The 24,766-nt window shown below is 45.5% G+C and carries 19 protein-coding genes; 9 read left to right on the plus strand and 10 right to left on the minus strand.

What is annotated here, in order from left to right; all coding sequences use genetic code 11:
- Positions 1 to 244: 244 nt before the first annotated feature.
- From H6F56_RS19560 to H6F56_RS19575, 4 genes are all read right to left on the minus strand, one after another.
- Positions 245 to 1,333 (minus strand): ABC transporter ATP-binding protein, encoded by a 1,089-nt coding sequence (locus H6F56_RS19560; protein WP_190671513.1) that lies wholly within the window; start codon positions 1,331 to 1,333, stop codon positions 245 to 247.
- Between the two features lie 51 nt (positions 1,334 to 1,384).
- Positions 1,385 to 2,266, minus strand: a complete 882-nt coding sequence (locus tag H6F56_RS19565; RefSeq protein WP_190671515.1) for a carbohydrate ABC transporter permease — start codon at positions 2,264 to 2,266, stop codon at positions 1,385 to 1,387.
- Positions 2,267 to 2,396: 130 nt separating this feature from the next.
- Positions 2,397 to 3,305, minus strand: a complete 909-nt coding sequence (locus H6F56_RS19570) for a carbohydrate ABC transporter permease (RefSeq protein WP_190671517.1) — start codon at positions 3,303 to 3,305, stop codon at positions 2,397 to 2,399.
- Positions 3,306 to 3,413: 108 nt separating this feature from the next.
- The gene (locus H6F56_RS19575) at positions 3,414 to 4,736 is read right to left on the minus strand and encodes an ABC transporter substrate-binding protein (protein ID WP_190671519.1); all 1,323 of its coding nucleotides are present in this window, start codon (positions 4,734 to 4,736) and stop codon (positions 3,414 to 3,416) included.
- Positions 4,737 to 5,180: 444 nt separating this feature from the next.
- Between H6F56_RS19575 and H6F56_RS19580 the strand changes: the two genes are divergently transcribed.
- The 5 genes from H6F56_RS19580 (at position 5,181) to H6F56_RS19600 (ending at position 13,039) form a co-directional block, all read left to right on the plus strand.
- Entirely contained in the window at positions 5,181 to 6,173 is a 993-nt protein-coding gene (locus tag H6F56_RS19580) for an ABC transporter substrate-binding protein (protein WP_190671521.1), read from the plus strand.
- 159 nt (positions 6,174 to 6,332) lie between these two features.
- Positions 6,333 to 7,244: an ABC transporter substrate-binding protein gene (locus H6F56_RS19585; protein WP_190671523.1), complete on the plus strand. Its 912-nt coding sequence runs from the start codon at positions 6,333 to 6,335 to the stop codon at positions 7,242 to 7,244.
- A 78-nt stretch (positions 7,245 to 7,322) separates the two neighbouring features.
- Positions 7,323 to 8,315: an ABC transporter substrate-binding protein gene (locus H6F56_RS19590; RefSeq protein ID WP_190671525.1), complete on the plus strand. Its 993-nt coding sequence runs from the start codon at positions 7,323 to 7,325 to the stop codon at positions 8,313 to 8,315.
- 370 nt (positions 8,316 to 8,685) lie between these two features.
- Positions 8,686 to 11,730 (plus strand): ATP-binding protein, encoded by a 3,045-nt coding sequence (locus H6F56_RS19595; RefSeq protein ID WP_190671527.1) that lies wholly within the window; start codon positions 8,686 to 8,688, stop codon positions 11,728 to 11,730.
- Between the two features lie 247 nt (positions 11,731 to 11,977).
- Positions 11,978 to 13,039, plus strand: coding sequence for an iron-containing redox enzyme family protein (locus H6F56_RS19600; RefSeq protein ID WP_190671529.1), 1,062 nt, complete (start codon positions 11,978 to 11,980; stop codon positions 13,037 to 13,039).
- Positions 13,040 to 13,134: 95 nt separating this feature from the next.
- Here H6F56_RS19600 and H6F56_RS19605 read toward each other — a convergent pair whose 3' ends face one another.
- Together H6F56_RS19605 and H6F56_RS19610 are read right to left on the minus strand one after the other, a co-directional pair.
- Positions 13,135 to 13,740 (minus strand): SAM-dependent methyltransferase, encoded by a 606-nt coding sequence (locus H6F56_RS19605; RefSeq protein WP_309236582.1) that lies wholly within the window; start codon positions 13,738 to 13,740, stop codon positions 13,135 to 13,137.
- A gap of 371 nt (positions 13,741 to 14,111) precedes the next feature.
- On the minus strand, positions 14,112 to 15,560 hold the full coding sequence (locus H6F56_RS19610; RefSeq protein WP_190671532.1) for a protein adenylyltransferase SelO: 1,449 nt from the start codon (positions 15,558 to 15,560) through the stop codon (positions 14,112 to 14,114).
- Positions 15,561 to 16,154: 594 nt separating this feature from the next.
- Here H6F56_RS19610 and H6F56_RS19615 point away from each other — a divergent pair.
- Positions 16,155 to 17,162: a 2-hydroxyacid dehydrogenase gene (locus H6F56_RS19615; RefSeq protein ID WP_190671737.1), complete on the plus strand. Its 1,008-nt coding sequence runs from the start codon at positions 16,155 to 16,157 to the stop codon at positions 17,160 to 17,162.
- 314 nt (positions 17,163 to 17,476) lie between these two features.
- Positions 17,477 to 17,923, plus strand: coding sequence for a CAAD domain-containing protein (locus H6F56_RS19620; RefSeq protein WP_190671534.1), 447 nt, complete (start codon positions 17,477 to 17,479; stop codon positions 17,921 to 17,923).
- Between the two features lie 318 nt (positions 17,924 to 18,241).
- Here the strand turns inward: H6F56_RS19620 and H6F56_RS19625 are convergent, their stop codons facing one another.
- The 3 genes from H6F56_RS19625 to aroA form a co-directional block, all read right to left on the minus strand.
- Entirely contained in the window at positions 18,242 to 18,667 is a 426-nt protein-coding gene (locus tag H6F56_RS19625; protein ID WP_190671536.1) for a hypothetical protein, read from the minus strand.
- Positions 18,668 to 18,804: 137 nt separating this feature from the next.
- Complete coding sequence (locus tag H6F56_RS19630) at positions 18,805 to 19,842, minus strand: S-layer homology domain-containing protein (protein WP_190671538.1); 1,038 nt, start codon at positions 19,840 to 19,842, stop codon at positions 18,805 to 18,807.
- 177 nt (positions 19,843 to 20,019) lie between these two features.
- Positions 20,020 to 21,369, minus strand: a complete 1,350-nt coding sequence (aroA, locus tag H6F56_RS19635) for a 3-phosphoshikimate 1-carboxyvinyltransferase (protein ID WP_190671540.1) — start codon at positions 21,367 to 21,369, stop codon at positions 20,020 to 20,022.
- A 204-nt stretch (positions 21,370 to 21,573) separates the two neighbouring features.
- Here aroA and H6F56_RS19640 point away from each other — a divergent pair, with 204 nt between their 5' ends.
- Entirely contained in the window at positions 21,574 to 22,062 is a 489-nt protein-coding gene (locus H6F56_RS19640; RefSeq protein ID WP_190671542.1) for a hypothetical protein, read from the plus strand.
- Here H6F56_RS19640 and H6F56_RS19645 read toward each other — a convergent pair.
- Positions 22,059 to 22,535, minus strand: coding sequence for a hypothetical protein (locus tag H6F56_RS19645; protein ID WP_190671543.1), 477 nt, complete (start codon positions 22,533 to 22,535; stop codon positions 22,059 to 22,061). The genes H6F56_RS19640 and H6F56_RS19645 overlap by 4 nt on opposite strands.
- 468 nt (positions 22,536 to 23,003) lie before the next feature.
- On the opposite strand from H6F56_RS19645, the gene H6F56_RS19650 reads away from it, so the two are divergent.
- Entirely contained in the window at positions 23,004 to 24,554 is a 1,551-nt protein-coding gene (locus tag H6F56_RS19650; RefSeq protein ID WP_190671545.1) for an FAD-dependent oxidoreductase, read from the plus strand.
- Positions 24,555 to 24,766: the final 212 nt, after the last annotated feature.

Here is a 24,766-nt window from a genome sequence, read left to right on the forward strand (position 1 = left end):
GTCGTAAGCATTGACTATTTTTTCTCGCAAATCTACTGAGTACGGTTTCATTATGATTCTCAATACCTTTAATGTTCCCTTGAGTGTACCTCATATCTCTCAAAAGCGCTGTAACTTTAATTTCCTTAGTCGCTAGGCAAAGAAGCTAAGACATTAAAACCTTTTTTCAATGCAAAGAATCGCAACAGAAAAGGTTACTTAACTTTCCTTTGTGTTTTCAACCAAATTGTAATTGTTGCTGAGATTAACGCTCAAATCCTAAGCGATCACCGGTTTGTACATCAAACCAGTGAATCGACTGTGGGGGTAACATTAGTGAGATTACTTCTCCACTCCACCTTTGATCTGCCGGCAACAAAGTACGCAGCGTCATGGGTTCTGCTTGTTCAGCGTTGCCGGTGACGCGCACACTAATTAAATTGTGCATCCCTAAATTTTCCACCAAAAATACCTGACCTTGAATCGTCTGTTCTGCTGCCGGTTCAGCTAAGTACACATTTTCCGGACGAATACCCAGCACAATTTGTGGAGGAACTGTAGGAAGTGCCGGCAGCGGAATTTTAAAATTGCCCAGCATTGCATCGCGTCCCTGACAATTTAGCGTTAATAAATTCATTTGAGGACTGCCAATAAAGCCGGCAACAAATTGATTTGCTGGATGTGAGTAAATCCGTTGCGGCGCATCTAACTGTTGTACATTACCGTTAGAAAGTATCGCCACTTTCGTTGATAATGTCATCGCTTCCGTTTGGTCATGCGTTACATAAACCACCGGCACAGATTGCGCGTCAAAAAGTTGTTTTAAATCAGCCCGAACCCGTTCTCGCAACAGCGCATCCAAATTACTCAACGGTTCATCCAGCAAAAACACATCCGGTTTACGAACCAAAGCGCGTCCGAGGGCAACACGCTGCCGCTGTCCCCCAGACATCTGCCCTGGCTTGCGATCCATCAATTCTTCCAGCCCTAGTTTTTTAGCAACTTCATCCACGCGCTGATGGATTTCCACACGGGGTAATTTACGAAGTTTTAACCCGGATGCCATGTTTTCATAAACCGTCATGTGAGGGTAGAGGGCGTAACTTTGAAACACCATTGCAATGTTACGATCACCGGCACTTAAATGAGTGACATCGCGTTCGCCAATTGAGATTTTGCCTCGTGTAGGTTGTTCTAAGCCGGCAATTAATCGTAGTGTCGTTGATTTCCCGCATCCAGATGGGCCGAGTAGGGTGAGAAATTCATCGTCATCTACGGTTAAGCTGATATCTTTGACGGGGATAACTTTAGGAGTATAGGTTTTATTGAGATTTTTGATTTCAAGTTTTGACATGATTTTTTTGATGAATAAGAGCCGTAATTACAGGATTCTTTAGCTTGAAAGTTACCCTTTAACAGCGCCGGCTGTTAATCCTTGCACAATTTTGCGTTGGAAGAACAGGACTAGCAAGATGAGGGGAAATGTGCCAAGAATTGTAGCAGCCGCTAGTGGGCCGTAGGGAATATCAAATACAGTTGACCCTCCGATTTGGGAAGCAGCAACGGGAATCGTTTTCATCGTTTCTCTGGTGATGAAAGTAAGCGCAAAGAGAAATTCATTCCAGGCAAAGATGAAAGTTAAAATTCCAGTTGTTACCATTGCCGGCACCGTCATCGGTAAAACAATTTGGGTAAGCATTTGCCAAGTATTATAACCATCCACCTTAGCAGCATCTTCTAAATCACGCGGCAGTTGTTGAAAGAAACTACGCATAACCAGAATAGTTAAGGGCAAGTTGATAGCCGTGTAGGGAATAACCAAGGCGAGGTAGTTATTTGCCAACCCCGTTGCTTTAATAATTTCTAACAATCCTAAAAATAGTAAGATATAAGGAAATAGAGTAACAATTAGGATGCCGCCAAGAATAATTTTCTCACCCGGAATTTTCAATCTTGCCAAAGCGTAAGCTGCCGGTGCGCCAATTGTCAAAGAAAGCGCCGTAGAAATGATAGAAACAAAAGCGCTATTTAAAATATAGCTAAGAAAAGGACGACGAGTAAACAGCTCAATGTAGTGTTTTAGCGTGTATTGATCAGGGCGAGGAAAGTAAATATTTGGAATTGTAGAAATTGCTTTATTGATTTTAATAGAAGTTAGTAGTTGCCACAAAACAGGCGCTAAAGTAAAAATTACAATTAACACAATAGCCACCCAAAGAATAACTTTTTGGATAGAAAACTTACTTTTGCTAGTTGGTGAATCATTGCTCAAAGAATTAAGTGCCATAGCTGCTTCCTTTTACTCTAAGATAAAACTTTAAACATCCTATAAAATCTCTAAACCACCGCCCTAAATACACCCGTGCAATCTGGGTGGATCTGCGGTTAAAAAATTCTCCTCCTTCAATACATTAAAATCAACTAACCCCAGCAGCCTTAGCCCGTAACCTTGACAATACAAAACTAGCAATTGCCACTGCCGTCACCAACAATAAAAACGTCACAACAACCAAAGCCGCCCCATAACCAAAATCCAAATATCGCATCACCGTCGCATAAATGTAGAGTGACACAACTTCCGTCGCACCGGCAGGCCCGCCGCCGGTCATTACAGCTATCAAATCAAAGATGCCAAATGCCTGCGCGAATCGAAATAACATCGCAATCAAAACTTGCGGCATTAGCAAAGGTAAAGTAATTTGTCGAAAACTCTGCCAAGGATTCGCCCCATCAATTGCATGAGCTTCATAAAGATCAGAAGAAATCGATTGCAAACCGGCTAGTAATAAAATACTAATAAACGGTGTCGTTTTCCACACATCTGCTGCGATCACCGCCATCATTGCCAGCGTCGGATCTCCTAACCAATTAATGCCCTCTTTAATCAATCCCAACCTGAGCAAAATATCGTTCCAAACCCCATATTGAGCGTTAAAAATCCACGTCCAAGCTAAAGCCATAATTGCTGTTGGCAGCGCCCACGGCAAAATCGCAATGGTTCGCACCGCAGCGCGTCCGCGAAACGATTGATTAAGCACTAAGGCGACACCCATTCCCAAAATCAATTCCAAGAAAACAGTGGAAACGGTAAAGACTGTTGTATTCCAAAGACTTTGCCAAAACCGGCCATCTCCAGCCATCCGCCCGTAATTAGCAAAACCGGCAAATACGGGTTCTAATTTTGTACCCAGGTTTTGGGCGAAAAAGCTTAACCAGAATGCTCTCCCGATTGGGTAAGCGAATACAAAAAGTAGGAGGAGTAATGCCGGCGCGACTAATATCCAGCCGGTTAGTTGTTCTCGTTGTTGTATTGTGTCTTGTTTCATTATTAAAATTGGTTACTTTTTGGCAAATGTCTTTTTTTAACCACAGATAAATTAACTATGGTTGCAATAGGGAGATGTGATGTTTTTTTATTTTTTATGAGCCTATTTTTAGCTTTGAGCAGATAAAAGCCGGCGCGTCTCATTTGCTGCGGCTTTCATTGCCCGTTCTGGAGTCATTCGATTTGTTAACGCTGCGCTTAGATAGCGCTGTAAAATATCGGATGCTTGGGAATATTGGGCGATAGGTGGACGTAAAACTGATTTTTCCGTAACTTTTAGCAGCTGCGGATAGTGGCTGTATTTCGCAACAATTTGTGGATCGGTGAACAGCGACCGCCGACTAGGAACATAGCCGGTTCCCAGGATAAATTTACGCTGAATTTCAGGCCGATTGAAAAACTGAATAACTCGCCAAGCTTCGTCTGGATGCTTTGAGGTTTTGGCAATTCCCATACCCCAGCCGCCCTGGCAAGCGCCGCTGTTTTTACCAGGTGCGTGAACCATTGGCTTGATGTTATATTTACCGGCAATCGCAGAATCTTCTGCCAGTGACCAGACATAAGGCCAGTTGCGTAAAAAGACCCCATTTCCACTTTGAAATAACTGGCGGGTTTCTTCTTCTCCATAAGTCGTAACGCCACCTGGAGAAACGCCAGTTTTTATGGTGTTCTGTAGAAACTTCACAGCCTCTACTGCTGCCGGTTGATCGAGTCCGACATTGCCATTTTCCGGGTTCACCCAAAAGCCACCGGCACCTTCGAGCACCTCTACAAACATCGCGGCGAGTCCTTCATATTGTCGCCCCTGCCAGAGATACCCCCAGCGATTTTCTCCTGGTTTTTTCAATGCTTTGCCAATTTCAAGCAACTCGTTAAAGGTTTCTGGCGGCTTATATCCCCCCTGTTTAAGTAAGTCTGTGCGGTAGTAAAGCATCCCGGCATCAGAACGGAAAGGCATTCGATACAACCCGCCTTCATATCGCCCGCCATTCACGTCACCGGCTATAAAATTCGTTAATTCTTTATCCGAAATTCGGTCAGATAAATCCCTCAACCAGCCGGCAGCGGCAAATTTTTGCACCCAAACGATGTCCATGTAAACCAAATCGTAGGGCGAATCTCCTAATAGAAAAGCGGACGTGTAAAGGTCTTCAATTAAATTACTCGCGTTTGGCCCTTCAATAATTTCTAGCTGAATATCTGGGTTTTGCGCCTTAAAGTCCTTCATCAGCAATGTATTCCACTGCGAGGCTTCCAGGGCATTCAGCAACACTGTAACCTTGACTTGTTGGGGGGTTTGCGTGAATGCCGGCATCCCCAATAGAAGCTTGAAACCTAACACGAACAGGAAGCCGAGCACAATGCACAAGCTGGTGAAGCCAAACTTATGCCGGAATTTTTGCCGTCTGCTGAGCTGCTTTCGGTTTTTCATGACACTATAGCAATTTAACAGGAGCGCATCGCAGTTATTTCAAGCGCTTATTTTAGGTCTATCTTGCTTGTTGTGCCGGCTTGGACATTGGGTCGGCTTAAGCAACAAAATGCAAGATGGGTCTAACTTATTTAATATTTAAAGCGCTAAACAACAAATTTTCCTCAGTTACGGCAAAAAACTTTAGTTTTGTTTACACAACCTTACGATCTTGACTTTTTTCCGAAAATACCTTTGTTAAATTCGTGAAAAAATCGGGAATTCTTACAGAGGTAGCATTACTATTGTTCAACTTCTCTGGTAGCGAAAGCAAAACATCCAAACGAGCGGCTAACTTGAATTCTAACTCAGTTAAGTTTTCTAAATTTACACATATTGAGATTCTTGTCAAGTGTAAATCCGAGAAATTATCACGCAATTCAGTCACAAAATCAGCCGATTAATATGAAATACCGATTTTTCCGCTTTGTTTGTCTTTTCTTGCTGAGTCTTCTACTCGTCACAGCTTGCAATGGCACAAAAACCGTGACTTCCCATCGAAATTCACCGCCCCTACGAGTTGCTTATATCCAATGGTCCGGATTTTTTCCGATGATCATTGCCCAAGAAAAAGGGTTTTTTACCCAACAGGGAGTGAAAGTCGAACCTGTCTATGTAGAAAACTATATAGCGTCTTTATCTGACTTCAGCGCCGGCAAATATGATGGAGTCACGATATCTGTGGGAAGCCTGATGAGTATTATTGGGAAAACTCCAGATGCGCGGGTTGTTTTAGTAACCGATCAATCGGCTGGTGGTGACGCTGTGCTTGGGCAGCCCGATATTCAAAACGTAGCTGACTTGAAGGGCAAACGGATCGGCACCAAAATAGGTGATTTTGGGGAATTGTTGGTCATCACAATGCTAGAGAGAAATGGTTTAACCACCGATGACGTTACTTTGGTTAATACGGAAGCGGAAACGATTCCAGCACGCTTGCAAGGGGGTGACATTCAAGCCGGCCAAACCTGGGACCCTTATATATCTGAAGCAGTGAAAGCCGGCGCAAAGGTGCTGTTCTCCACAAAGGAAACACCTGGTTTAATTCCCGGTGTTATGGTGTTTCACAATAATATCTTAATCAATCGCCCGAATGACGTACAAGCCTTTACTCGAGCGTGGTTCCAAGCCGTAGATTACTGGAAAGCTAATCCAGAAGAAGGCAACGCTTTGATTGCCCAAAAATTTAATATCAAACCTGAAGAAGTTTCACTCAATGGACTCGACTTGTTTAGCCAGCAAGACGCCTTAAAAGCGATGACTCCAGGCACAACGACAGAGTCTCTCTACTATACGGCAAAATTATACGCCGACTACTACATTCGTACAGGAGGACTGACCGCTGCGCCCGATATTCAAAAACTCATCGATCCCTCTTTTGTGCAGCAGTTAAAATAGCTGATTTTCTCTTTGACCGGTTCTTATATCCACTGCGAAAAACATCACCCGACTTTTATTTAAAAACAGTAGTTCAGCATGAAATTTAGATTTATCCGTTTTGTGTTTCTTTTTTTGTTAAGTCTTCTCCTCTTCACAGCTTGCAATGGCCCAAAAACCGTGACTTCTCGTCGGGAGTCAGCGCCCCTACAAGTTACTTATAACCAATGGCCCGGATTTTTTCCGATGATCATTGCCCAAGAAAAAGGGTTTTTTACCCAACAGGGAGTGAAAGTCGAAGCTGTGCATGAAGAAAACTATATAACGTCTTTATCTGACTTCAGCGCCGGCAAATATGATGGGGTCGGTATAGCTGTGGGAAGCCTAATGAGTATTATTGGGAAAACTCCAGATGCGCGGGTTGTTTTAGTAACTGATCAATCGGCGGGTGGTGACGCTGTGCTTGGGCAGCCCGATATTCAAAGCGTAGCAGACTTGAAGGGCAAACGGATCGGCGCTAAATTAGGTGATTTTGGGGAATTGTTGGTCATCACAATGCTAGAGAGAAATGGTTTAACCACCGAGGACATTACTTTGGTTAATACGGAAGCGGAAGCGATTCCAGCACGCTTGCAGGATGGTGACATTCAAGCCGGCCTAACCTGGAACCCTTATATATCTGAAGCAGTGAAAGCCGGCGCAAAAGTGCTGTTTTCAACGAAAGACACTCCCGGTTTAGTTCCAAGTGTCATTGTGTTTCACAATAATATCTTAATCAATCGCCGGTATGATATACAAGCATTTATTCGAGCGTGGTTTCAAGCCATAGATTATTGGCAAGCCAATCCAAAAGAAAGCAACGCCTTGATTGCCAATAAATTTAATATAAAGCCAGAGGAAGTTTCACTCGATGGACTCGACTTATTTAGCCGGCAAGACAACTTAAAAGCGATGGCTGTAGGCACAACAACAGAATCCATCTACTATACAGCAAAATTATACGCCGACTACTACATTCGTACAGGAGGACTGACCGCTGCACCTGACATTCAAAAACTCATCGATCCCTCTTTTGTGCAGCAGTTAAAATAGCTGATTCCCGCTTGGGCAGGCTCTCATATCAACTGCGAAATACATCACCCAACTTTTCTTAAAAAATAGCAGTTCACTATGAAATCTCGATTTCTCCGCTTTGTGTGTCTGTTCTTGCTCAGTATTGTCCTGATCACTGCCTGCAATGGAAGAACCTCTGTCACCTCCAAATCTGAGCCACCGCTCCTAACAGTCGCTTACAGTTTGTGGCCAGGGTATTTTCCGCTAGTAATTGCTCAAGAAAAAGGGTTTTTCACTGAACAAGGGGTTAAAGTAAAACTCGTTTATTCAGAAAATCATCAAGCACCGTTGGCTGATTTTAGTGCCGGCAAATATGATGGGATGGCAATAACACTTGGTAGCTTCATGAGCAGTATTGAGGAAATTTCTGGCTCACAGATTGTTTTAATTACTGATCGCTCTACGGGCGCTGATGCTATCGTGGCTCAGTCAAATACTCAAAGCGTGGCTGACTTGAAGGGCAAGCGAATTGGCGCTAAATTAGGCAACTTTGGAGAATTGTTTGTCATCAAAATGTTGGAAAGAAATGGTCTAACTCCCAACGATGTAACACTGGTCAATCTAGAAGCCGAAACTATCGTAGAAAACTTAAAAAACGGGAGCATTCAAGCTGGTCAAACCTGGGAACCCTATGTGTTTCAAGCAGTCCAATCCGGAGCAAAAGTGCTATTCACCAGCAAGCAAACACCTGGTTTGATTTCAGATGTCGTTGTATTTCGCAGCAATGTGTTACGAGATCGTCCAGATGATGTGCGAGCATTTATCCGAGCCTGGTTTCAAGCCCAAGACTACTGGAAGACAAATCCAGAGGAAAGCAAAACCCTGGTTGCAAAAACGCTCAATATCAAACCAGAGGAAGTTTCAACCGAGGGGATTGAGTTACAGGATTTGAAAAACAATCTCGCGGCGCTAACTCCAGGATCTACCACAGAGTCATTGTACTATACAGCCCAATTGTACGCCGATTTTTACACTCGCACTGGTGGGCTAAGCACCGTACCGGATATTCAAAAAATAATTGATCCCTCTTTTGTACAGCAGCTACAATAGTTAATTGAATCTCTGATTGAGAGAATAACTTTAGCTTGTCAGAGAATTTTTATCTTAATTTTTATGAATTTGACCAATCCCAACCCATTTAAATCTGAGAATTTAAATGCAAAGGCTCCTGTATCAGTTCAAATATTGGCCCTTCCCGATGAAATCTCACTTTATCTGCTTTGTGCCTCTATCTTTGTTCAGCATTTCGCTTATCACCGCTTCTCAGGGAACGCCCTCTATAACCGGAAATTTTAAGGCTCCACGCAAAAGGGCAATATTCAAGTCGGCACCCCATTTTATGTTTATTTATTTATTCGGATAGGCGAAATCAGTAAAATATCCATCTTTTATCCGGCAATTTCAATAAGTTAAGCTAATCATGAAACCATTTAAAATTTCTTCCCTCCGTAGTAAGCTGATCTTTTCGTTTTTAGGTGTCGCGGTTTTTCCTTTACTGCTGCTCTCATTATTAAATTTGCGAACCACAGAAAAGGCGCTAACAAATAATGCTAATCAAACGCTCTTAGCAGCAGCTTCCCAAACTGCTTTGAGTCTTGATGCTTTTATCAGTTCTAATCTGGATGCTGTGCGGGTTGAGGCGCAGTTACCAACCCTAGCCAAATATTTAAGTCTGCCAGACAGCCAGAGACAAAACATGACTGAAGAAGTTGAGGCTGTTTTACGCTCCCTAAGTCGTAAAGATACCTTGAATATTTCGTCCTACGCGCTGCTTGATCGCCAGGGGCGAGATGTTTTAGATACATACACACCGGATATCGGTTTAGATAAATCTAAGGCAGATTACTTTCAGGAACCATTCAAAAGCGGCTTACCTTACGTCTCGCCTATTCGGTATTCTCCAACTACTAATTTGCCAAGTCTATTTTTCAGCAGTCCGGTGAGGAATGCGTTTGGGGAGACGATTGGAGTGCTGCGTGTCCGTTATAATGCTGCGGTGATTCAGCGATTGGTTAGTCAAAATACTGACATCATAGGACAACTTGATTCCTATGCAATCGTGCTAGACGAAAACTACATCCGTTTAGCTCAAGGCTACGCACCAGAGGTAATGTTTAAATCGGTCATACCACTACCGCCGGCTAAAATAAAAGCCTTGCAAGCAGCGGGACGCTTGCCCCAAGGTTCAACAGCAAATATATCAACCAACCTGCCGGCTTTTCAGCAAGGTTTAGAAAACGCTGCAAAAACTCCTTTTTTTACAACACTCTTAAGCCATAGCAATAATGACTTGAAAGCCGCAGCAGTCACAAAGTTAAAGACGCAACCGTGGTTTGTCGTTTTCGTCGAATCTCAAGCGACTTTTTTAGAGCCAGTGCAAGAGCAAGTCCGTTATACGCTGTTGTTAGCTTTAATTATTGGTGGAGTTGTCGTGATTGCTGCTATTACAATCGGAGAACTCTTTGCTAAACCTTTGATTAATCTAACCGGCACCGTCACTCAATTCACTGCCGGCGATCTCAGCGCTCGAACTTTTATCCGATCTAAAGATGAAGTTGGGATACTTGCAGCTAGTTTTAATAAAATGGCAGAGCAGGTGAGTAAACTATTTAAAGGCTTAGAAGATCGCACTCGTGAACTAGAAATCAGTCAACACGTTACCGTTGCAGTCAGTGAACTTTCACGTTCAATTCTTGAACCTGAACGGCTATTGCGTGAAGCGATTACTCTGATGCAAAATCGCTTTGATTTACATTATGTGCGGATTTATTTGCTCGATCAAACGACAAATCAATTGATTGCACGGGCTGATTCTATCCCGCCGGGTAAGGGGGAGCAATACGAAAGTGCTAACATTCCTCTCAACGCAAATGATAGCCTCGTCGCCCTTGTCGCCCGCACACAGGAAGCAATTTGGGTGGATGATTTCAGCAGCGCATCATCCTTAGAAGCCGGGTTGAAATCATCTAGAGCCGGTTCTGAGGTGACGGTGCCGCTGATCACTCGTGGCACGTTTCTAGGAGTGCTCGACATTCAAGACAGTCAGCCCCATCGCTTCAGTGAGACGGATCTAGAAACATTCAACACCTTAGCTGGACAGATCGCCACGGCTTTAGAAAATGCCCGATTATTTGATGAGATTCAAAAGGCTGAAGAGCGCTTCCGCAGCATCTTTGAAGATGCTCCGATTGGCATGGCAATTGTGAGTTTAGAGACCTATCAATTCTTGCAAGTGAATAAAGTGCTGTGTGAGATGTTGGGTTATACCGGCTCTGAACTGAGTATGCGAACATTTGCGGAAGTCACACACCCGGAAGACATCAAGCTAGATGTTTCTTTATTCAAGCAGATGATGGCCGGCGAAATCGCCACTTATAAAATTGAGCAACGCTACCTCAAGCCAAATCAAGAAATTGTTTGGGGGAATTTAACTGTAACCTTAATTCGCGACCGAAACGGCACAGCTTGTTATTCTTTAGGGATGGTAGAGAACATTACAGAACGTAAGCAAGTCCAGGCAGCGCTGCAAGAATCGGAAAGTCAATATCGAGAAAAAGCTCAAGAGTTAGAACAAGCGCTGCAAGAGTTGCAACAAACACAAACTCAATTAATTCAAACCGAAAAAATGTCGAGCCTTGGCCAATTGGTGGCTGGGGTTGCTCATGAAATCAACAATCCTGTTAACTTTATTTATGGGAATATTAACCCAGCGAATGAATACTTACAAGAGGTGCTGGATTTGTTGAATTTATATCAACAGCACTACCCCAAGCCGGCTTCTGAAATTCAAAATCGTATAGAAGAGATTGATCTAGAATTTTTGATAGACGATTTTCAAAAAATTATGTCTTCCATGAAAGTGGGGGCAGAGCGAATTCGTCAAATTGTCTTATCTTTAAGAAACTTTTCTCGTTTGGACGAATCGGACATGAAACCCGTTGACATTCACGAGGGTTTAGAAAATACGTTATTAATTTTACAAAATCAACTGAAAGAAAAGCCCGGACATCCGGAAATTTTGGTGATCAAAGACTATGGAAAATTGCCCCTAATTGATTGCTATGCCGGCCAGCTCAATCAAGTGTTTATGAATTTACTCACTAATGCGATTGATGCAATCGATGAACACAACCAGCATCGCTCTTTAGAAGAAATTAAAGAAGATCCGAGTAAAATTGAGATTCACACACAACTTTTAGACTCCAATCATGTAGAAATTCGCATCATTAATAGTGGCCCTGGCATTCCAGCAGACATTCGGCAAAAAATATTTGATCCCTTCTTCACCACAAAAACTGTTGGCAAAGGCACGGGACTCGGTTTGGCGATTAGCTATCAAATCATTGTTGAAAAACACAACGGAAAATTATACTGCAAATCGGCTGCCGGTGAAGGCGTTGAGTTTGTGATTCAGATTCCTACTAAAGTTGAAAATAGGTTGAACACCGGCTTTAGCGTCTCTTAAGATCAAACCTCTTGCACAAAATTGCCTGCCGGCAGACATCTACTATCGGCCTATTCTCCCCATCTGCGGTTATCTGGGTTTATCTGTAGTTATTAAATCCAAAAACTCAACTCCTGCAAAAAATCCATCTTAATAGTATTCTTTATTTCCCCCTTCTGACAGTCTTGATTTCCACCCACAGACTGAGGAATGCGCTATTAAAACAACATTACTATCAAACAAAGTTCACATACACTCTATATGAAGTATGCCAGCAATTCAACTGACAGCAACTAACTACGATCAAGCAGAGCAGCAATTTACAGACCTGCTCGAAATGGAGAATCTAGATCAAAAAGTAGCCGCACAGCCCTCTATCGTGAGTAACTTTGAAAATGCACTCACAACGGCAATTAATGCGGCTTATGGAGAATCGGCTGGCGATAATTCGGCACACCGCTTTTTGCAGCGCGTACTTTATCGAATTAACCGGCTCAAACTATTTTGGTATGATGATTTGCGGCGCTATACTAACGAGCGATCTGCGTATTTGCGAACCGTGCGCGATCAAATAGAAGCCGCTTGGCAGGAGTGGGAACTCACTCAACTTGATGTGGCAACCCTTCAACAATTAAACGTTGCACAAGTTAAACAAGCATTATTAGATCGCGGCGATGCGGATCTCGATCCCGCCCTATCTGAAGACAGCCGGTATTTGCGCGAACAAATGAGTGAAGCCGGCTACCGGCGGGTGTTAGCAATTGGCTCATTTGATGGCTTAGTGGAAGGAAGCCGGATGTGCGCTATCTTGGGGGGTGCGGCGAATGAGGTGCAGTCAACACTCACACGGGTAATGATTGAAGAGTACGGCAACGGTCGCCTTTCCCGCAAGCACTCTACCTATTTTGCCCAGATGTTAGAGGAATTTGGGATGAACACCGAACCAGAATCTTACTTTGATTTGGTGCCTTGGGAAGTCCTCGCTTGCGCCAATCATAACTTCTTGCTGACCGACTGCAAACGTCATTTCTTGCGCTACAACGGTGGACTAACTTATTTTGAAGTAGCCGGACCGGCAGCCTACAGAAATTATCTCGCAGCCGCGCAACGTTTGGAACTTTCGGCGGCAGCAATGGGTTACTGGGAACTCCACATCCGAGAAGATGAACGACATGGACGTTGGATGCTGGATGATGTCGCTTTGCCACTGGCTGAAAAGTATCCCGAAAATGCTTGGGAACTCATACTTGGATATGATCAAGAGCGGTTGATGGGTGAACGTGCCGGTGGGGCAATTGTGCGTTCAGCGCGGGAAGCAGAACAGAAATAAAGATTGCAAAAAACCCGGTTTCTTGAAGCCGGGTTTCTGGTTGCTGTCATATTAAGTTGCTCGCTGTCCCTTTACTTTTCTAACCCACCATTTGCTCATAAAGATGTCATCAACTGACTGAATTCACTGGATAAATCGGGGGTGGATTTATACCCTTTAGTGAACAAAACGCCGGCTAAAAGGTAAATGTTCTTGGAATAAAACGCCATACCTTTTTCCCGCAACTCGGCTATCGTGTTTTTCACCTTAGATTCAGAGCTGTAATAACCGAAGGGAAGGGGGGTAACCGTAAAATCAGCCGTGCGGTAGCCTTGAGAATTAGCAAATTCAATTAAACCTTGCGGATTGGAATAACTAGACAGCATCACTAAGACATTTTCATAGCCTAGAGTTAAAAGCCGTCTGGTAATTTTAGAGCCATCTGTTCCGCCGTGTAAGAGAGGTTGATAAATGTTGTCATCGATTGCCGGCAGATAGGGCGGATTTGAGATCAGATACTCGGCTTTTGGTCGCAAGGCATCGAAGAAAGAGGTATTGTGAATTATATATTTATCACTAAGCTCATATTCTTCTATATTAGATTTAGCTGTTTTATAAGCCAAAGGGTTAAGTTCAAATCCGTGGATTTTTCCATCAAAGTGAGTTCTCATTAATGAATTAATAATCGGAGTTCCATCGCCGGCTCCAAATTCAAGGATCACTTGATGATGAGCGCAATGATTTAAAACTAATGTATCTAAACAGTAAGAGTAAAAATTTGATTCTTCTGGGCAATGGAAGACATCTTTCAGTGGCTTTGAGGAGATGAGCATATACTTCTCAGGAGAACAACGATTAATCTTAATTTAATTTGCAAAACTTATTGTGTCATCTGTCAGGAGTATTATGTCTGAGGATGTTGACAAAAGAATGAAAATGTCTAACAATTAGACTACTTATTAATTATTTAATTTTTAGTGAAAAAACAGAGACAATTGCTTGAATCGCCTCTGTAATATTTTGATATTTTTTAGATAGAAAGACTTTCAATAAAAAATAGAAAGTGTTTCAAAATCTCTGGAGTAACCGATTTTTAATCGGGAGACTTGATCCGCTTTAACAAGGCATAAAACGGTTCCCAGTTATCTTCAACAGCAATCGGTTCCCAAACGGCTTCAATTTCTGGCCTGAGCAACACTTGTTCAGGATTGTGCTGCCGTAGCCGGCCTTTCATTTCCGCCAATTCCGCTGCCGAAGTTTGCTGCAAAAGATGATAGTAAAGCTGTCGCCAAGGATTTAAAACCTCTGCCGGCTCAGCTTCGTTAAAAATCAGACTCGCATCTTCTCGCCAATTTGGAGAAAACTGTTTCTTCAATTCAATAAAGAAATCGTGATATCCGACTTGCGTATCTCGCAGCAATTGAATCGTTAACTTAAATAACTCCTCCGCCTGATCCACCGGCACCTCGGCAAATCCCAGCTTATTCAGCATCAACTGCCGGTATTTCTGATAATAATATTCCTCAAACTTCGCCAAACCGGCTTCCATTACCACTGGCTCAAGCACCGCCTCTAACGGACGCTGAAGCATTTCTAAATTTAAACGACAGATACCCGGTTGATTGCCGTAACTGTAGCGCCCGTAATAATCGAAATAGGCCGCTGTAAAATTCGGATTGTAGGTAGGAATAAACGCATACGGCCCATAGTCAAAACTTTCGCCGGTGATTGACATATTATCCGTATTTAGCACCGCATGACAAAAACCGGCTGCCATCCATTGTGCCGTCAATTCTGCGACTCGCTGCACTAACTCTGCATAAAACAGCGCGTATCTTTCTTGGGCATCCGCATGGTTATGAATCGCCGGATAATAGCACTCAATTACATGATTTAAAAGCTTCTCAATTAAATCTTTGCGCTTGAAATATTGCAGCCGTTCAAACGTACCAAAGCGAATATGTGACCGACTAAAACGCACCATCACCGATGAACGAGTCGGAGACGGTTCATCTCCCCGCCACAGTTGTTCGCCGGTTTCTATCAAACACAGACAGCGCGAAGTTTTCACACCCATCCGCTGCAACATCTCAGCCGCCAACACCTCTCGCACACCCCCTTTCAGCGTCAGCCGGCCATCCGCTGTTCTAGAATAAGGCGTTCTGCCACTGCCTTTGGTGCCAAAGTCGTAAAGTTCTCCGTTTACACCGCGCACTTGACCATAGAGAAAACCCCGCCCATCACCCAATTGCGGGTTATACTCACCAAACTGATAGCCGTGGTAACGCAAAGCCATAAAAGGCCGCACAGTCTCAAACTGGCCAAATGCCTCAATAAAATGCTGATTTGTAACATTGATCTGATCTAGACCAAGTTGCGCCAGCACATCATTATTGCGAAAGCGCAGGATATGCTGAGGAAACTCTGCCGCTTCCACAAAATCAAAATAATCCTCACCCAACGATTCCATCGCCGGTTCGTAATTAAGTGAGAGGAAAGGATTTGCAGTCTCTAAGGGGATTGGGTTTGTTGCTTGAGTCATTGGGGCAAAGCTTGGCAGGTTAATTCAATACACCAGTTATTTAGAATAATCTCAATCAAAGCCCATCTCTGTGAAATTGTTAAATGTGAGCGTTTCAAAATAATTGATAAATTTTTGAACTGCAAATTCTTATAAGGCGACAGCCCAATGGTTAAGCTGCCTGCAACCTTTTCTAACTGACGCAACAAAAACTAAATGCGCTTCCACTTTTGATATTAACGAACCTTGATAACAGCGGGTTCTATCTTCAGGCTCAAACAGCAAACAACTCTGAAGAACGATGTTGCTATCAAGAAAACTGTGTTAATTAGCCTGAGACAGTGTGTTAACTATTACACGAACCTGTTCCCAGAAGTCTCCGAAGGGTGCGGTACGAGCATTCAAAGTGTGCAAAATTGTTTTTCTAGTCGGCTGTGTGACGTTAATTGCGAGCAATTTTGTGGATAGGCCGGCAAATAAGTCAATCAACGTGCCGGCTCCAAATATTCCCTTGGGGGGATTCGGTCAAGCGGTTATGCGAATTAAATGTAAAGCAACGTCATTTAATCCGTGCTCGGATACAATTTAGCCAGTTTTGTTGTAGGTAAAAAACGGATGAAAGTGGCTGTTTTCAGCACCAAATCCTATGATCGCACGTTTTTGGAAGCCGCCAACGTGGATCACGGACATGAGCTGGTCTATTTTGAACCGCGCTTAAATTTGACAACAAGCATTTTAGCCGGGGAGTGTCAATCAGTTTGCGTCTTCGTTCACGACCAGTTGGACGCGCCAACGATTAAACAACTCGCTAAAGGGGGAGTTCGTCTCATTGCCCTGCGCTGTGCCGGCTTCAATAACGTGGATCTTGCGGCGGCTAACGAGTGCGGAATCACCGTGTTGCGCGTCCCAGCTTACTCACCCTATGCCGTTGCTGAACACGCTGTCGGGCTAATTCTAACGCTCAACCGCAAGATTCACCGCGCCTACAACCGTGTGCGAGAAGGAAACTTTTCCCTCGATGGTTTATTAGGCTTCGATCTCCACGGGCGAACCGTTGGCATCGCCGGCACTGGCAAAATTGGCGAGATTGTCGCCAGAATTCTGCACGGCTTTGGCACCAAGCTGCTGGGGTATGATGTGACGCCCAACCCAGAATGCGAAAAACTCGGAATGCGCTATGTTTCGCTGCCCGAATTGTTTGCCGGTTCTGATATCATCACCCTCCACTGTCCGCTGATGCCAGAAACTTACCATCTGATCAACGCCGAATCCATCAGCCAAATGAAAGCCGATGTGATGATCGTCAACACCAGCCGGGGGGCGTTGATCGATACCGAAGCCGCCATTGAAGGTCTCAAAGCCGGTAAAATCGGCTACCTCGCCTTAGATGTTTACGAACAAGAAGCCAACTTGTTCTTTGAAGATTTATCAAATCTGGTCATTCAGGACGACGTATTTCAACGCTTGCTGACATTCCCCAACGTTTTGATCACTGGGCATCAAGCATTTTTCACCGAAAACGCCTTAAAGAATATCGCCGACACCACCATCGCCAACATCACAGACTTTGAAGCAGCGCGTCCTTGCCCAAATGCGGTTTCAACAGATCGGTTAAGACCCTAAGCAGAGAAAACTTTACCCTTATGGCTCAACTTATCTTGACGGAACCGGCTGCTTCGGCTCATTATAGCGGTGCAACTGGCACAGATGTGCTTGAGACTCAGTTCAGGGTAAATTGAGCCGACTTTGGGTTAAAAACTATACTCAAAGCCGATTAAGTTCCCACCCTAACAAAGCTATCCTTCTTGTAGACGCCCTGCGGGAGTATTCCTACAGCGTCAGGATAGGCAGTCTTAATCACACTGCTACGGTTCAACTGCTGGTAAGAGTTTACTACCATCCAGCACTGATTACATTGTTATTCCCACGGTATCCTTATGAATCCTGAAAACCAACAATACACCTCCGACGTAGTAACTGACACCGACCTGCCCAGAATCGAGGTAAAAGTCGAAGAAGCCGGTGTCCTCGCAACGGTTAACTCTTCAGATGGAAATGGAATGGGAGATCAGTGGCAACAAATTAGAGATCAAGTTGTCCAAATTATCTCTGAACTGCCCAATTATGTGGGTGGCTTCTTTGCAGCCAACCAAAGACCGATTCTTAGCATTGGCTTAATCGTCGCCACTTTAGTCACAATCAAAGTGACCCTGGCTGTGCTCGATGCTGTTAACGATATTCCGTTGCTGGCACCAACCTTTGAGTTAATTGGCCTTGGCTACACAGCTTGGTTTGTTAACCGCTTCTTGCTGCGTGCGGCAAATCGCCAAGAGTTATCTAGTGAGGTAAAAAACCTCAAAGATCAAGTCCTCGGTAGCAACTAGCCGAAGCCCGAAGAAATGATAAAAGGTAAAAGGGGGAAGAAAATATTCTTTTGCCTTTTACCTTTTTTTGTGAATGCTTATTTCTGAAACGAATAAAATATAATTTAAAACCCAGCAATAAAGTTTGTTAAAAGTATTTCAATCAAACGATATTTGACACTTTTAATTCAGTTAAATAATTTTATTTTGTGCGATTCTTTTGAATTGCCGGCCTATTAATTTTTCTCTTCCTCCCCGCCGCTTTCTTCCCGTTCTTTTGATTGCGGCTGAGGAAATCGCAGCTAATGTTCAGCGCCAAACTGAGTCCCGGCTAGTCCTCTAAGCCGGCTGGACAGCAAGGACTTGAGCATTGAGAAACTCGACAAACTCTTCTATTGTCGTCAGGTTATATATCTCAAATTCCTCGCTGATATCCACCCCAAAACACGATAAAAAATCGTCACACAAAGTCAGATGCCAGTCAAAGCAACACACAAGCGTGATCTGTAAGTCTCGCTCTAAATGATCCTTCGGTTGTACCCTGGACATTTTTACCCCAGAGTATTTTTCTAGATGAGTGTAAACAAAGGCAACCACTGGCTTAGAAACGCCATAAGTTCGCCAAAAAAACTCAAACCACTCATCCAACGTCAGGGCAGGACGAGGGCGCAAGGCTGCATTGACCTGCCGCCTAAATTGAAGATCTGGACCTAGGTCAGTATAGGCGCTGACACTGACAAAGAAATTTTTTAGCTGTCGCCACATCTGTCAGGAAAACCAATTGCATAAATTCAAACTTTTCTTTAGTATTCCCAGCTAAGCAATAAGCTATCAGCCAGCAGAAACCCAAAGATAAAAGTTGTTTATTTACGCTAGCGAGTTCGCCTAGAGTGGCCAAGACTTCACTTCTTAGCCGGCTTTTGAGACGGTTTCTTTTCCGCCTGCCCGTCGATTACCAAGGCTTTATAAATCACATCCGCAACATCAGCACGGCTGGCATTTTGGGTGGGATTGAGAAGCTTGCCATTGGGATGCCTGAACACAAGGCCCAGTTCTGTAGCCGCCGCTACCTGTCCTCGCACATTTTTGGGAATTTTATCTGCGTCCTGATAAACCTTCAAAATTTTAGCAGGGTCAGATTTCGGCTTTAGCCCCAAGCCATTCGCCAAAGAAACCAACACGTCTACACGCGTCATCGGTTGGTAGGGCTTCAGAAGGGGCGGGTTCCCACTCAAAAACCCGCTGCGCGTCGCTTGATCAATCTTTGCTGCCGCCCAGTGATTAGAGGGCACATCCGTATATTTAACGGCAGGGCGAGTTGATTTAGGTTGGAATGTTTTGGAGACAATGGCAGCGAATTCAGCCCGCGTCACCCACTTCGTGGGGCGATAGGTATTATCGACAAAGCCGGAGACAATGCCACGCTGAGCGATGGAGTTGACAAAAGGACGCGCCCAAAAGGTTTTTGGAACATCCCGAAATCTGTCCGACTCAACAGAAGCGATCACCGGCAGTGTTTTAATCGGCAGAGAACTCGACGGCGAAGTAGTCTTTTCAGGTTTTGCCGTCGGCTTCGGGGTTGCAGTTGGGGCCAACTTCTGGGGAGTGGGAATTGCAACGACGGCTGCCGGTACGGGCGTTGCCGGCACTGCACTAGACTTAGGAGCCGGTGATTCAGACAAGTTAGACTGACGCTGAGCCGATTGTGGAGCCGGTTGTGGACCCTCTTGCGTCTCCGTTGTTGGATCGACTGGCAACTGCCCAGGTGGAGAAGAAGACGGAATCGGAAATTGCTCAAAAAACTTGGGATCGTCTCGCATCAAGGACACCAAGAGAATGGTGCCAATGGTGGAAAAAGTCACAACAATCGCAATTAGCTCATCAAACCCTAGAGGATTATCTCGCGGAGACCGGGGATCGGAAGGAGGTAAATTGCTCATCGCAAACACTCACTTAGCTAATAACCTTACAATTCAGACTAGAGACTGTCGCTGAGGTGCGCCTCAGTATTCCTTAGACTTTAAGCGATCAACAGTCTCACGTCTAGGGATAAAGAGCATTAGGCTTTTATTATGCTAATTCACCACAATCAAGGGACGTTGTAGCCCCTACAGTTCCTACCCCTCACGACATATCTGCTGTAGCGTCGCGGTGAAATTTGGGTAGGAGATGGCAGCCGCTTCAGCGCGATTGATGGTTGTAGTACCGGCAGCATTCAGACCGGCAATTGCCAAACTCATCGCCACCCGGTGATCATCATGGCTGTCAACCTCTGCGCCGGTGAGGGGTGTGCCGCCGGTAATTTCCAAACCGTCGGGCAATTCTGTGACGCGAGCACCAAGCCGGTTGAGCTGATGGGCCATCACGGCCAGCCGATCACTTTCTTTGACGCGCAACTCCGCCGCATCTCGAATCACCGTTGTGCCCTGAGCAAATGCCGCTGCTACCGCCAGAATCGGAATTTCATCAATTAAACGCGGAATCAGATCGCCGCCAATTTCACAGGCTTTGAGCTGCCGGTGACGCACCCGCAGATCGGCTACCGGCTCACCGGCAACTTCCCGCTGATTTTGCAACTCAATATCCGCCTCCATCATTGCCAATGCTTCGAGAATGCCGGTGCGCGTTGGGTTGACGCCAACATTTTCGATCACTAAATCTGAATCTGGAACAATCGAGCCGGCAACCAGCCAAAACGCCGCGGAACTGATATCTCCCGGCACAATCACAGGTTGGCCATGCAGTTGAGCCGGCCCGGTGATTGTAACGCTGTGGGTTTCGGGATCGATGCTCAGCTGTGCCCCAAATGCTCGCAGCATTCGCTCGCTATGATCGCGCGAGAGGGCCGGTTCTGTCACCGTTGTTTCGCCCTCTGTCATTAAGCCGGCGAGTAAAATACAAGATTTAACCTGAGCTGAAGCAATCGGCGAGTGGTAGTGAATCGGTCGTAAATGCTGGCCTTGGATGGCCAAGGGCGCGAGGTTGCCATCTTGGCGTCCCCAAATTTGGGCACCCATCTGGCGCAGCGGTTTAACCACGCGAGACATCGGACGAGATCGCAAAGAAGCATCACCCGTGACGCTAAAAAATTGACCGGGTTGGCCGGCTAATAAGCCCAACATTAAGCGAATTGTCGTGCCAGAATTGCCGGCATCGAGTATATTGGCCGGTTCAATTAACTGGCCAATGCCGGCACCTTGCACCCGCACCCGCTCAGTATTGAGTTCAGAAATCTCTGCGCCTAAAGCCCGAAAGCAACTCGCTGTACTGCGGGGATCTTCTCCCAAAAGCAGCCCCTCTACGGTCGTTTCTCCTTGCGCGATTGCACCTAACATTAAAGCGCGGTGAGAGATGGACTTATCCCCCGGCACCCGGATACTACCTTGCAGGGATAAACTGGCGTTCGCTTTTTGAATAAGCAACTGTTGGGATTCGGGGGTTTCCACAATCACGATAGAGGTTGCCATTGGGATAGACTGATGAAGGACGGCGCTAGTAATCCTACCGTTTTCTTAGCCCAACTGGGGCTTCTCTGTTATTAGTTGTTAGCCGGCAGCCCTCAGCCCTCAGCCGTCAGCCCTAGGGACACGGCATGGCAGCGTCCCCAATCGCCGACTGCTAATTGCTAAAATCAAACCTCACAACTCATTCCTCACAACTCTTCACCTGCTATGCTGACGCATCATCGCAAACCCGTCTGCCTATCGGTGGTGTCCACAGACTTGCCTTTTTGGTCTGTGGTGGAAACAGCCGCCACACTCTATCAAAAAGATCGCGAGCGGTTTCATTTACTGTTAAGCGAACCCGTTATTTCTGATCGAGATCCTGTCACTGTAGCGCCAGAGGTTGCCACTTTGCCGGCAAGAACTTCGCGCTTGTTGTGGTTAGAAATCTCACCTTATCGAGTCATTATGACCATGCAGGGCAATGGTCAATTTAGTTACCGGCATCTCTGGGAACGCGAGATGTATGGAATCAGTCGCTACTGGCTCCAAAGCGACTCGTTAGGAGCCAATAGCCAAATGCGTCTGCGTAACTTCACCCGAAACTTGACATTAATCGGTAAACCTTTACCAGAACACGTTCGTTTAGAATACGAGCTATGGGCAGAAAAAGTGCAGCTCGGTCGCTACATTTTAAATTTGGATATCCATCACTAATTGCTCTTGCCGCCGCAGTAGCTGTTGATTTCAGTTGCTAGCACATCTGCTTTTTGAGCGGCTTGTTCTGCGGCTTTGCCGGCGGCTTCTACTTCTGATTTAGCTTTTTGCACTTGTTGCACGCCGGCTTGGGTGGGCTGCGCGGCGCTAGCCGTCCCCAAAGCTTTACCAGTGGTGCGAAATGCCTTGCCGAGATCCTGATAAATTTGGGAAAAACGGGTTTGAAATCCTTTGAGTTTTTCGTCTTTTAACTTGACAGTTTCCAGTTCTTTGGTGATTTTATCGAGATCCGCTGCCAGCTTATTTGCAGCCGCCGCATCATTGCCTTTAAAGTTTGTTACCAGACCGTGCCCTTTATTGATAGCCTCAATCAGTGTATTGCATTCGGCTACTTTGTTATTGCCGCAGCCAGCAACCAATACAACAACAGCAGCGCTAACAGAAACTAAGGAAGATTTACACAGTAAGTGCATTAATGCGCTCCTAGCGAATTGGTGAATGAAAGTGACGCTTTAGAATGAAGTCCAGCAATTTGCAGCCCTGGTAAAGCCAAAATCATATCAACCAACCAAGCGCAAGTAAAGTCAGGGGAATGGCTGGGGATCGCGTGAAGACGAGGCAGAGAAAAGAAGAGGGGGATCGCAGGTTCGGAAAATTTCCGTACTCAATGTGTATAAAGTTACAAACATCGGCATGATTCCAAAATCGCTCAAACTGACGATTAATATTCCTAATTAAATCGCTAAGCTCGCTCACAGCCAAATTCATCTCTCTCTAGTTGCAGATGTCGATCTGGCGGCGGATAGGTTATGCCAAAAGAGGGGATCGCCCCAGCCGGCAAAGGTGTGGGAATTCAATTCTTGTGGAGCAAGGTGTGGAGGCATTTTTTCAATCACACCCCTGTGTAATTAACTAAACGCTCTAGTGGGAGACTGTATAAAATGAGTTTACCAAGCCAATCGCTATCATTTTGGCGCGAGACGAGTGCCGACACACATTTTCCCCAACTGATTGCAGATATTTCAGTGGATGTGACGATTGTGGGTGCCGGCATCACCGGCTTAACAACGGCGCTTCTGCTCAAACGTGCCGGTTTAAAAGTGGCCGTTATTGAAGCGTTTAAAATTGGCCACGGCACCACCGGCGCAACCACTGCTCACCTCAGCGAAGTCCCGGATGCCGGTTATCAAACGCTAATTTCTAATTTCGGAAAAGAAAATACCCGCTTAGTTGCCCAATCTCGCCGCGCTGCCATTGAATTTATTGCCGACGTTGTGGCACAAGCGCAAATCGCCTGCCACTTCCAGCGCGTTCCGGGCTATCTTTACACTGAATCGCGGGAAGATATTGAATATCTCCAACAAGAAGTTCAAGCCGCAAATAGCCTGGGTGTGACTGCCACCTTAACTACAGATATTCCCCTGCCTTTCCCACTCCACGCCGGCATCTTATTTCCCAATCAAGCTCAGTTCCACCCGATGGAATATCTCCACGCACTTGCCGGGGCGATTGAGGGCGATGGCTGTCACATTTTTGAGCGGACTCGCGTTACCGATATCACCGATGACGTGCCTTGCCGAGTTTACACCGACCGGGGCAGCGTCAAAGCTCAAAATGTAATTCTCGCCACCCATACCCCGATCCACGACTTGTTCCACCTGCCAGACTTGTTGTTAATGACAACTAAAATAGCCGCCTATCGCTCTTATGTACTGGGCGTGCGGCTAGTAGAGAAGCGTTTTGGCCCGACTTCTCCGATTCCTGTGGGACTCTTTTGGGACACGGCAGAACCCTATCATTACACCCGCACTCACACAGACAGCGCCGGCCAAATTTTGCTGGTTGGCGGTGAAGACCACAAAACCGGCCAAGATGTGGATACTGAGGCGTGTTTTCAGCGCTTAGAGGAGTACGTGCGCGGTCGTTATGAGGTAGGCTCAATTGATTGCAAATGGTCAGCCCAATTATATGAGCCGGTGGACGGTTTGCCGTTTATTGGAAAACCGGGTGTTCACTCCCATCTGTATATTGCCACGGGCTATTCGGGCAATGGCATCACTTTCGGGACGGTTGCAGCGATGCTTTTAGCGGATCTGGTTCAAGGCAAACCGAATCCCTGGCGCGAAGTTTATGATCCCAATCGGGTGCCGGCTGGCGGTGCTTCTCGGTTGATGACAGAAAATTTGAATGTGGCTACGCACTTAATAGCGGATCGGTTCAAGTCGGATGCCAGCCGGCTGTCGGAAGTGCGACCGAATGAAGGCAAAATTGTTGATGTCAACGGGGAGAAATTGGCCGTTTACCGGGATGAGGCCGGCACGATTCATGCCCTTTCGCCGGTGTGCAGCCACGCCACCTGCATTGTGCATTGGAACAATACGGAAAAAAGCTGGGATTGTCCTTGCCACGGAGGCCGGTATAGTCCTACTGGCCAAGTTCTGAACGGCCCGCCAATCAATGGTTTACAGCCCAAAAAAATCGCTCAAATTTAGCTATTTTGTATTACGAAATACTGCGCTTAGAGGTTATGCCGGCAGCCTTTTCGATTTCCAATTGTAGAGAGATCCCTTAACACTTAAAATCTTCGCCACCCTGTTGAGCAATGGTTCGATAGGCGCAACGTGCTGTGGCAACCCCTCACTGAAGTAGCCCAACGATGTAGCTTACCGGCTCGACAGAGCGGCGATAACCGATGAAACTCGTT

The organism is Microcoleus sp. FACHB-672 (genome assembly GCF_014695725.1).
In the GTDB taxonomy this organism is placed as follows: domain Bacteria; phylum Cyanobacteriota; class Cyanobacteriia; order Cyanobacteriales; family Oscillatoriaceae; genus FACHB-68.

What these genes read in the sequence shown, in the direction of transcription:
- H6F56_RS19630 (WP_190671538.1), bottom strand. Translation starts at nt 19,842, where the DNA reads ATGAGCAATTTACCTCCTTCCGATCCCCGGTCTCCGCGAGATAATCCT.
- H6F56_RS19575 (WP_190671519.1), bottom strand. Translation starts at nt 4,736, where the DNA reads ATGAAAAACCGAAAGCAGCTCAGCAGACGGCAAAAATTCCGGCATAAG.
- H6F56_RS19560 (WP_190671513.1), bottom strand. Translation starts at nt 1,333, where the DNA reads ATGTCAAAACTTGAAATCAAAAATCTCAATAAAACCTATACTCCTAAA.
- aroA (WP_190671540.1), bottom strand. Translation starts at nt 21,369, where the DNA reads ATGGCAACCTCTATCGTGATTGTGGAAACCCCCGAATCCCAACAGTTG.
- H6F56_RS19620 (WP_190671534.1), top strand. Translation starts at nt 17,477, where the DNA reads ATGAATCCTGAAAACCAACAATACACCTCCGACGTAGTAACTGACACC.
- H6F56_RS19640 (WP_190671542.1), top strand. Translation starts at nt 21,574, where the DNA reads ATGCTGACGCATCATCGCAAACCCGTCTGCCTATCGGTGGTGTCCACA.
- H6F56_RS19650 (WP_190671545.1), top strand. Translation starts at nt 23,004, where the DNA reads ATGAGTTTACCAAGCCAATCGCTATCATTTTGGCGCGAGACGAGTGCC.
- H6F56_RS19610 (WP_190671532.1), bottom strand. Translation starts at nt 15,560, where the DNA reads ATGACTCAAGCAACAAACCCAATCCCCTTAGAGACTGCAAATCCTTTC.
- H6F56_RS19570 (WP_190671517.1), bottom strand. Translation starts at nt 3,305, where the DNA reads ATGAAACAAGACACAATACAACAACGAGAACAACTAACCGGCTGGATA.
- H6F56_RS19625 (WP_190671536.1), bottom strand. Translation starts at nt 18,667, where the DNA reads ATGTGGCGACAGCTAAAAAATTTCTTTGTCAGTGTCAGCGCCTATACT.
- H6F56_RS19580 (WP_190671521.1), top strand. Translation starts at nt 5,181, where the DNA reads ATGAAATACCGATTTTTCCGCTTTGTTTGTCTTTTCTTGCTGAGTCTT.
- H6F56_RS19595 (WP_190671527.1), top strand. Translation starts at nt 8,686, where the DNA reads ATGAAACCATTTAAAATTTCTTCCCTCCGTAGTAAGCTGATCTTTTCG.
- H6F56_RS19565 (WP_190671515.1), bottom strand. Translation starts at nt 2,266, where the DNA reads ATGGCACTTAATTCTTTGAGCAATGATTCACCAACTAGCAAAAGTAAG.
- H6F56_RS19645 (WP_190671543.1), bottom strand. Translation starts at nt 22,535, where the DNA reads ATGCACTTACTGTGTAAATCTTCCTTAGTTTCTGTTAGCGCTGCTGTT.
- H6F56_RS19600 (WP_190671529.1), top strand. Translation starts at nt 11,978, where the DNA reads ATGCCAGCAATTCAACTGACAGCAACTAACTACGATCAAGCAGAGCAG.
- H6F56_RS19615 (WP_190671737.1), top strand. Translation starts at nt 16,155, where the DNA reads ATGAAAGTGGCTGTTTTCAGCACCAAATCCTATGATCGCACGTTTTTG.
- H6F56_RS19590 (WP_190671525.1), top strand. Translation starts at nt 7,323, where the DNA reads ATGAAATCTCGATTTCTCCGCTTTGTGTGTCTGTTCTTGCTCAGTATT.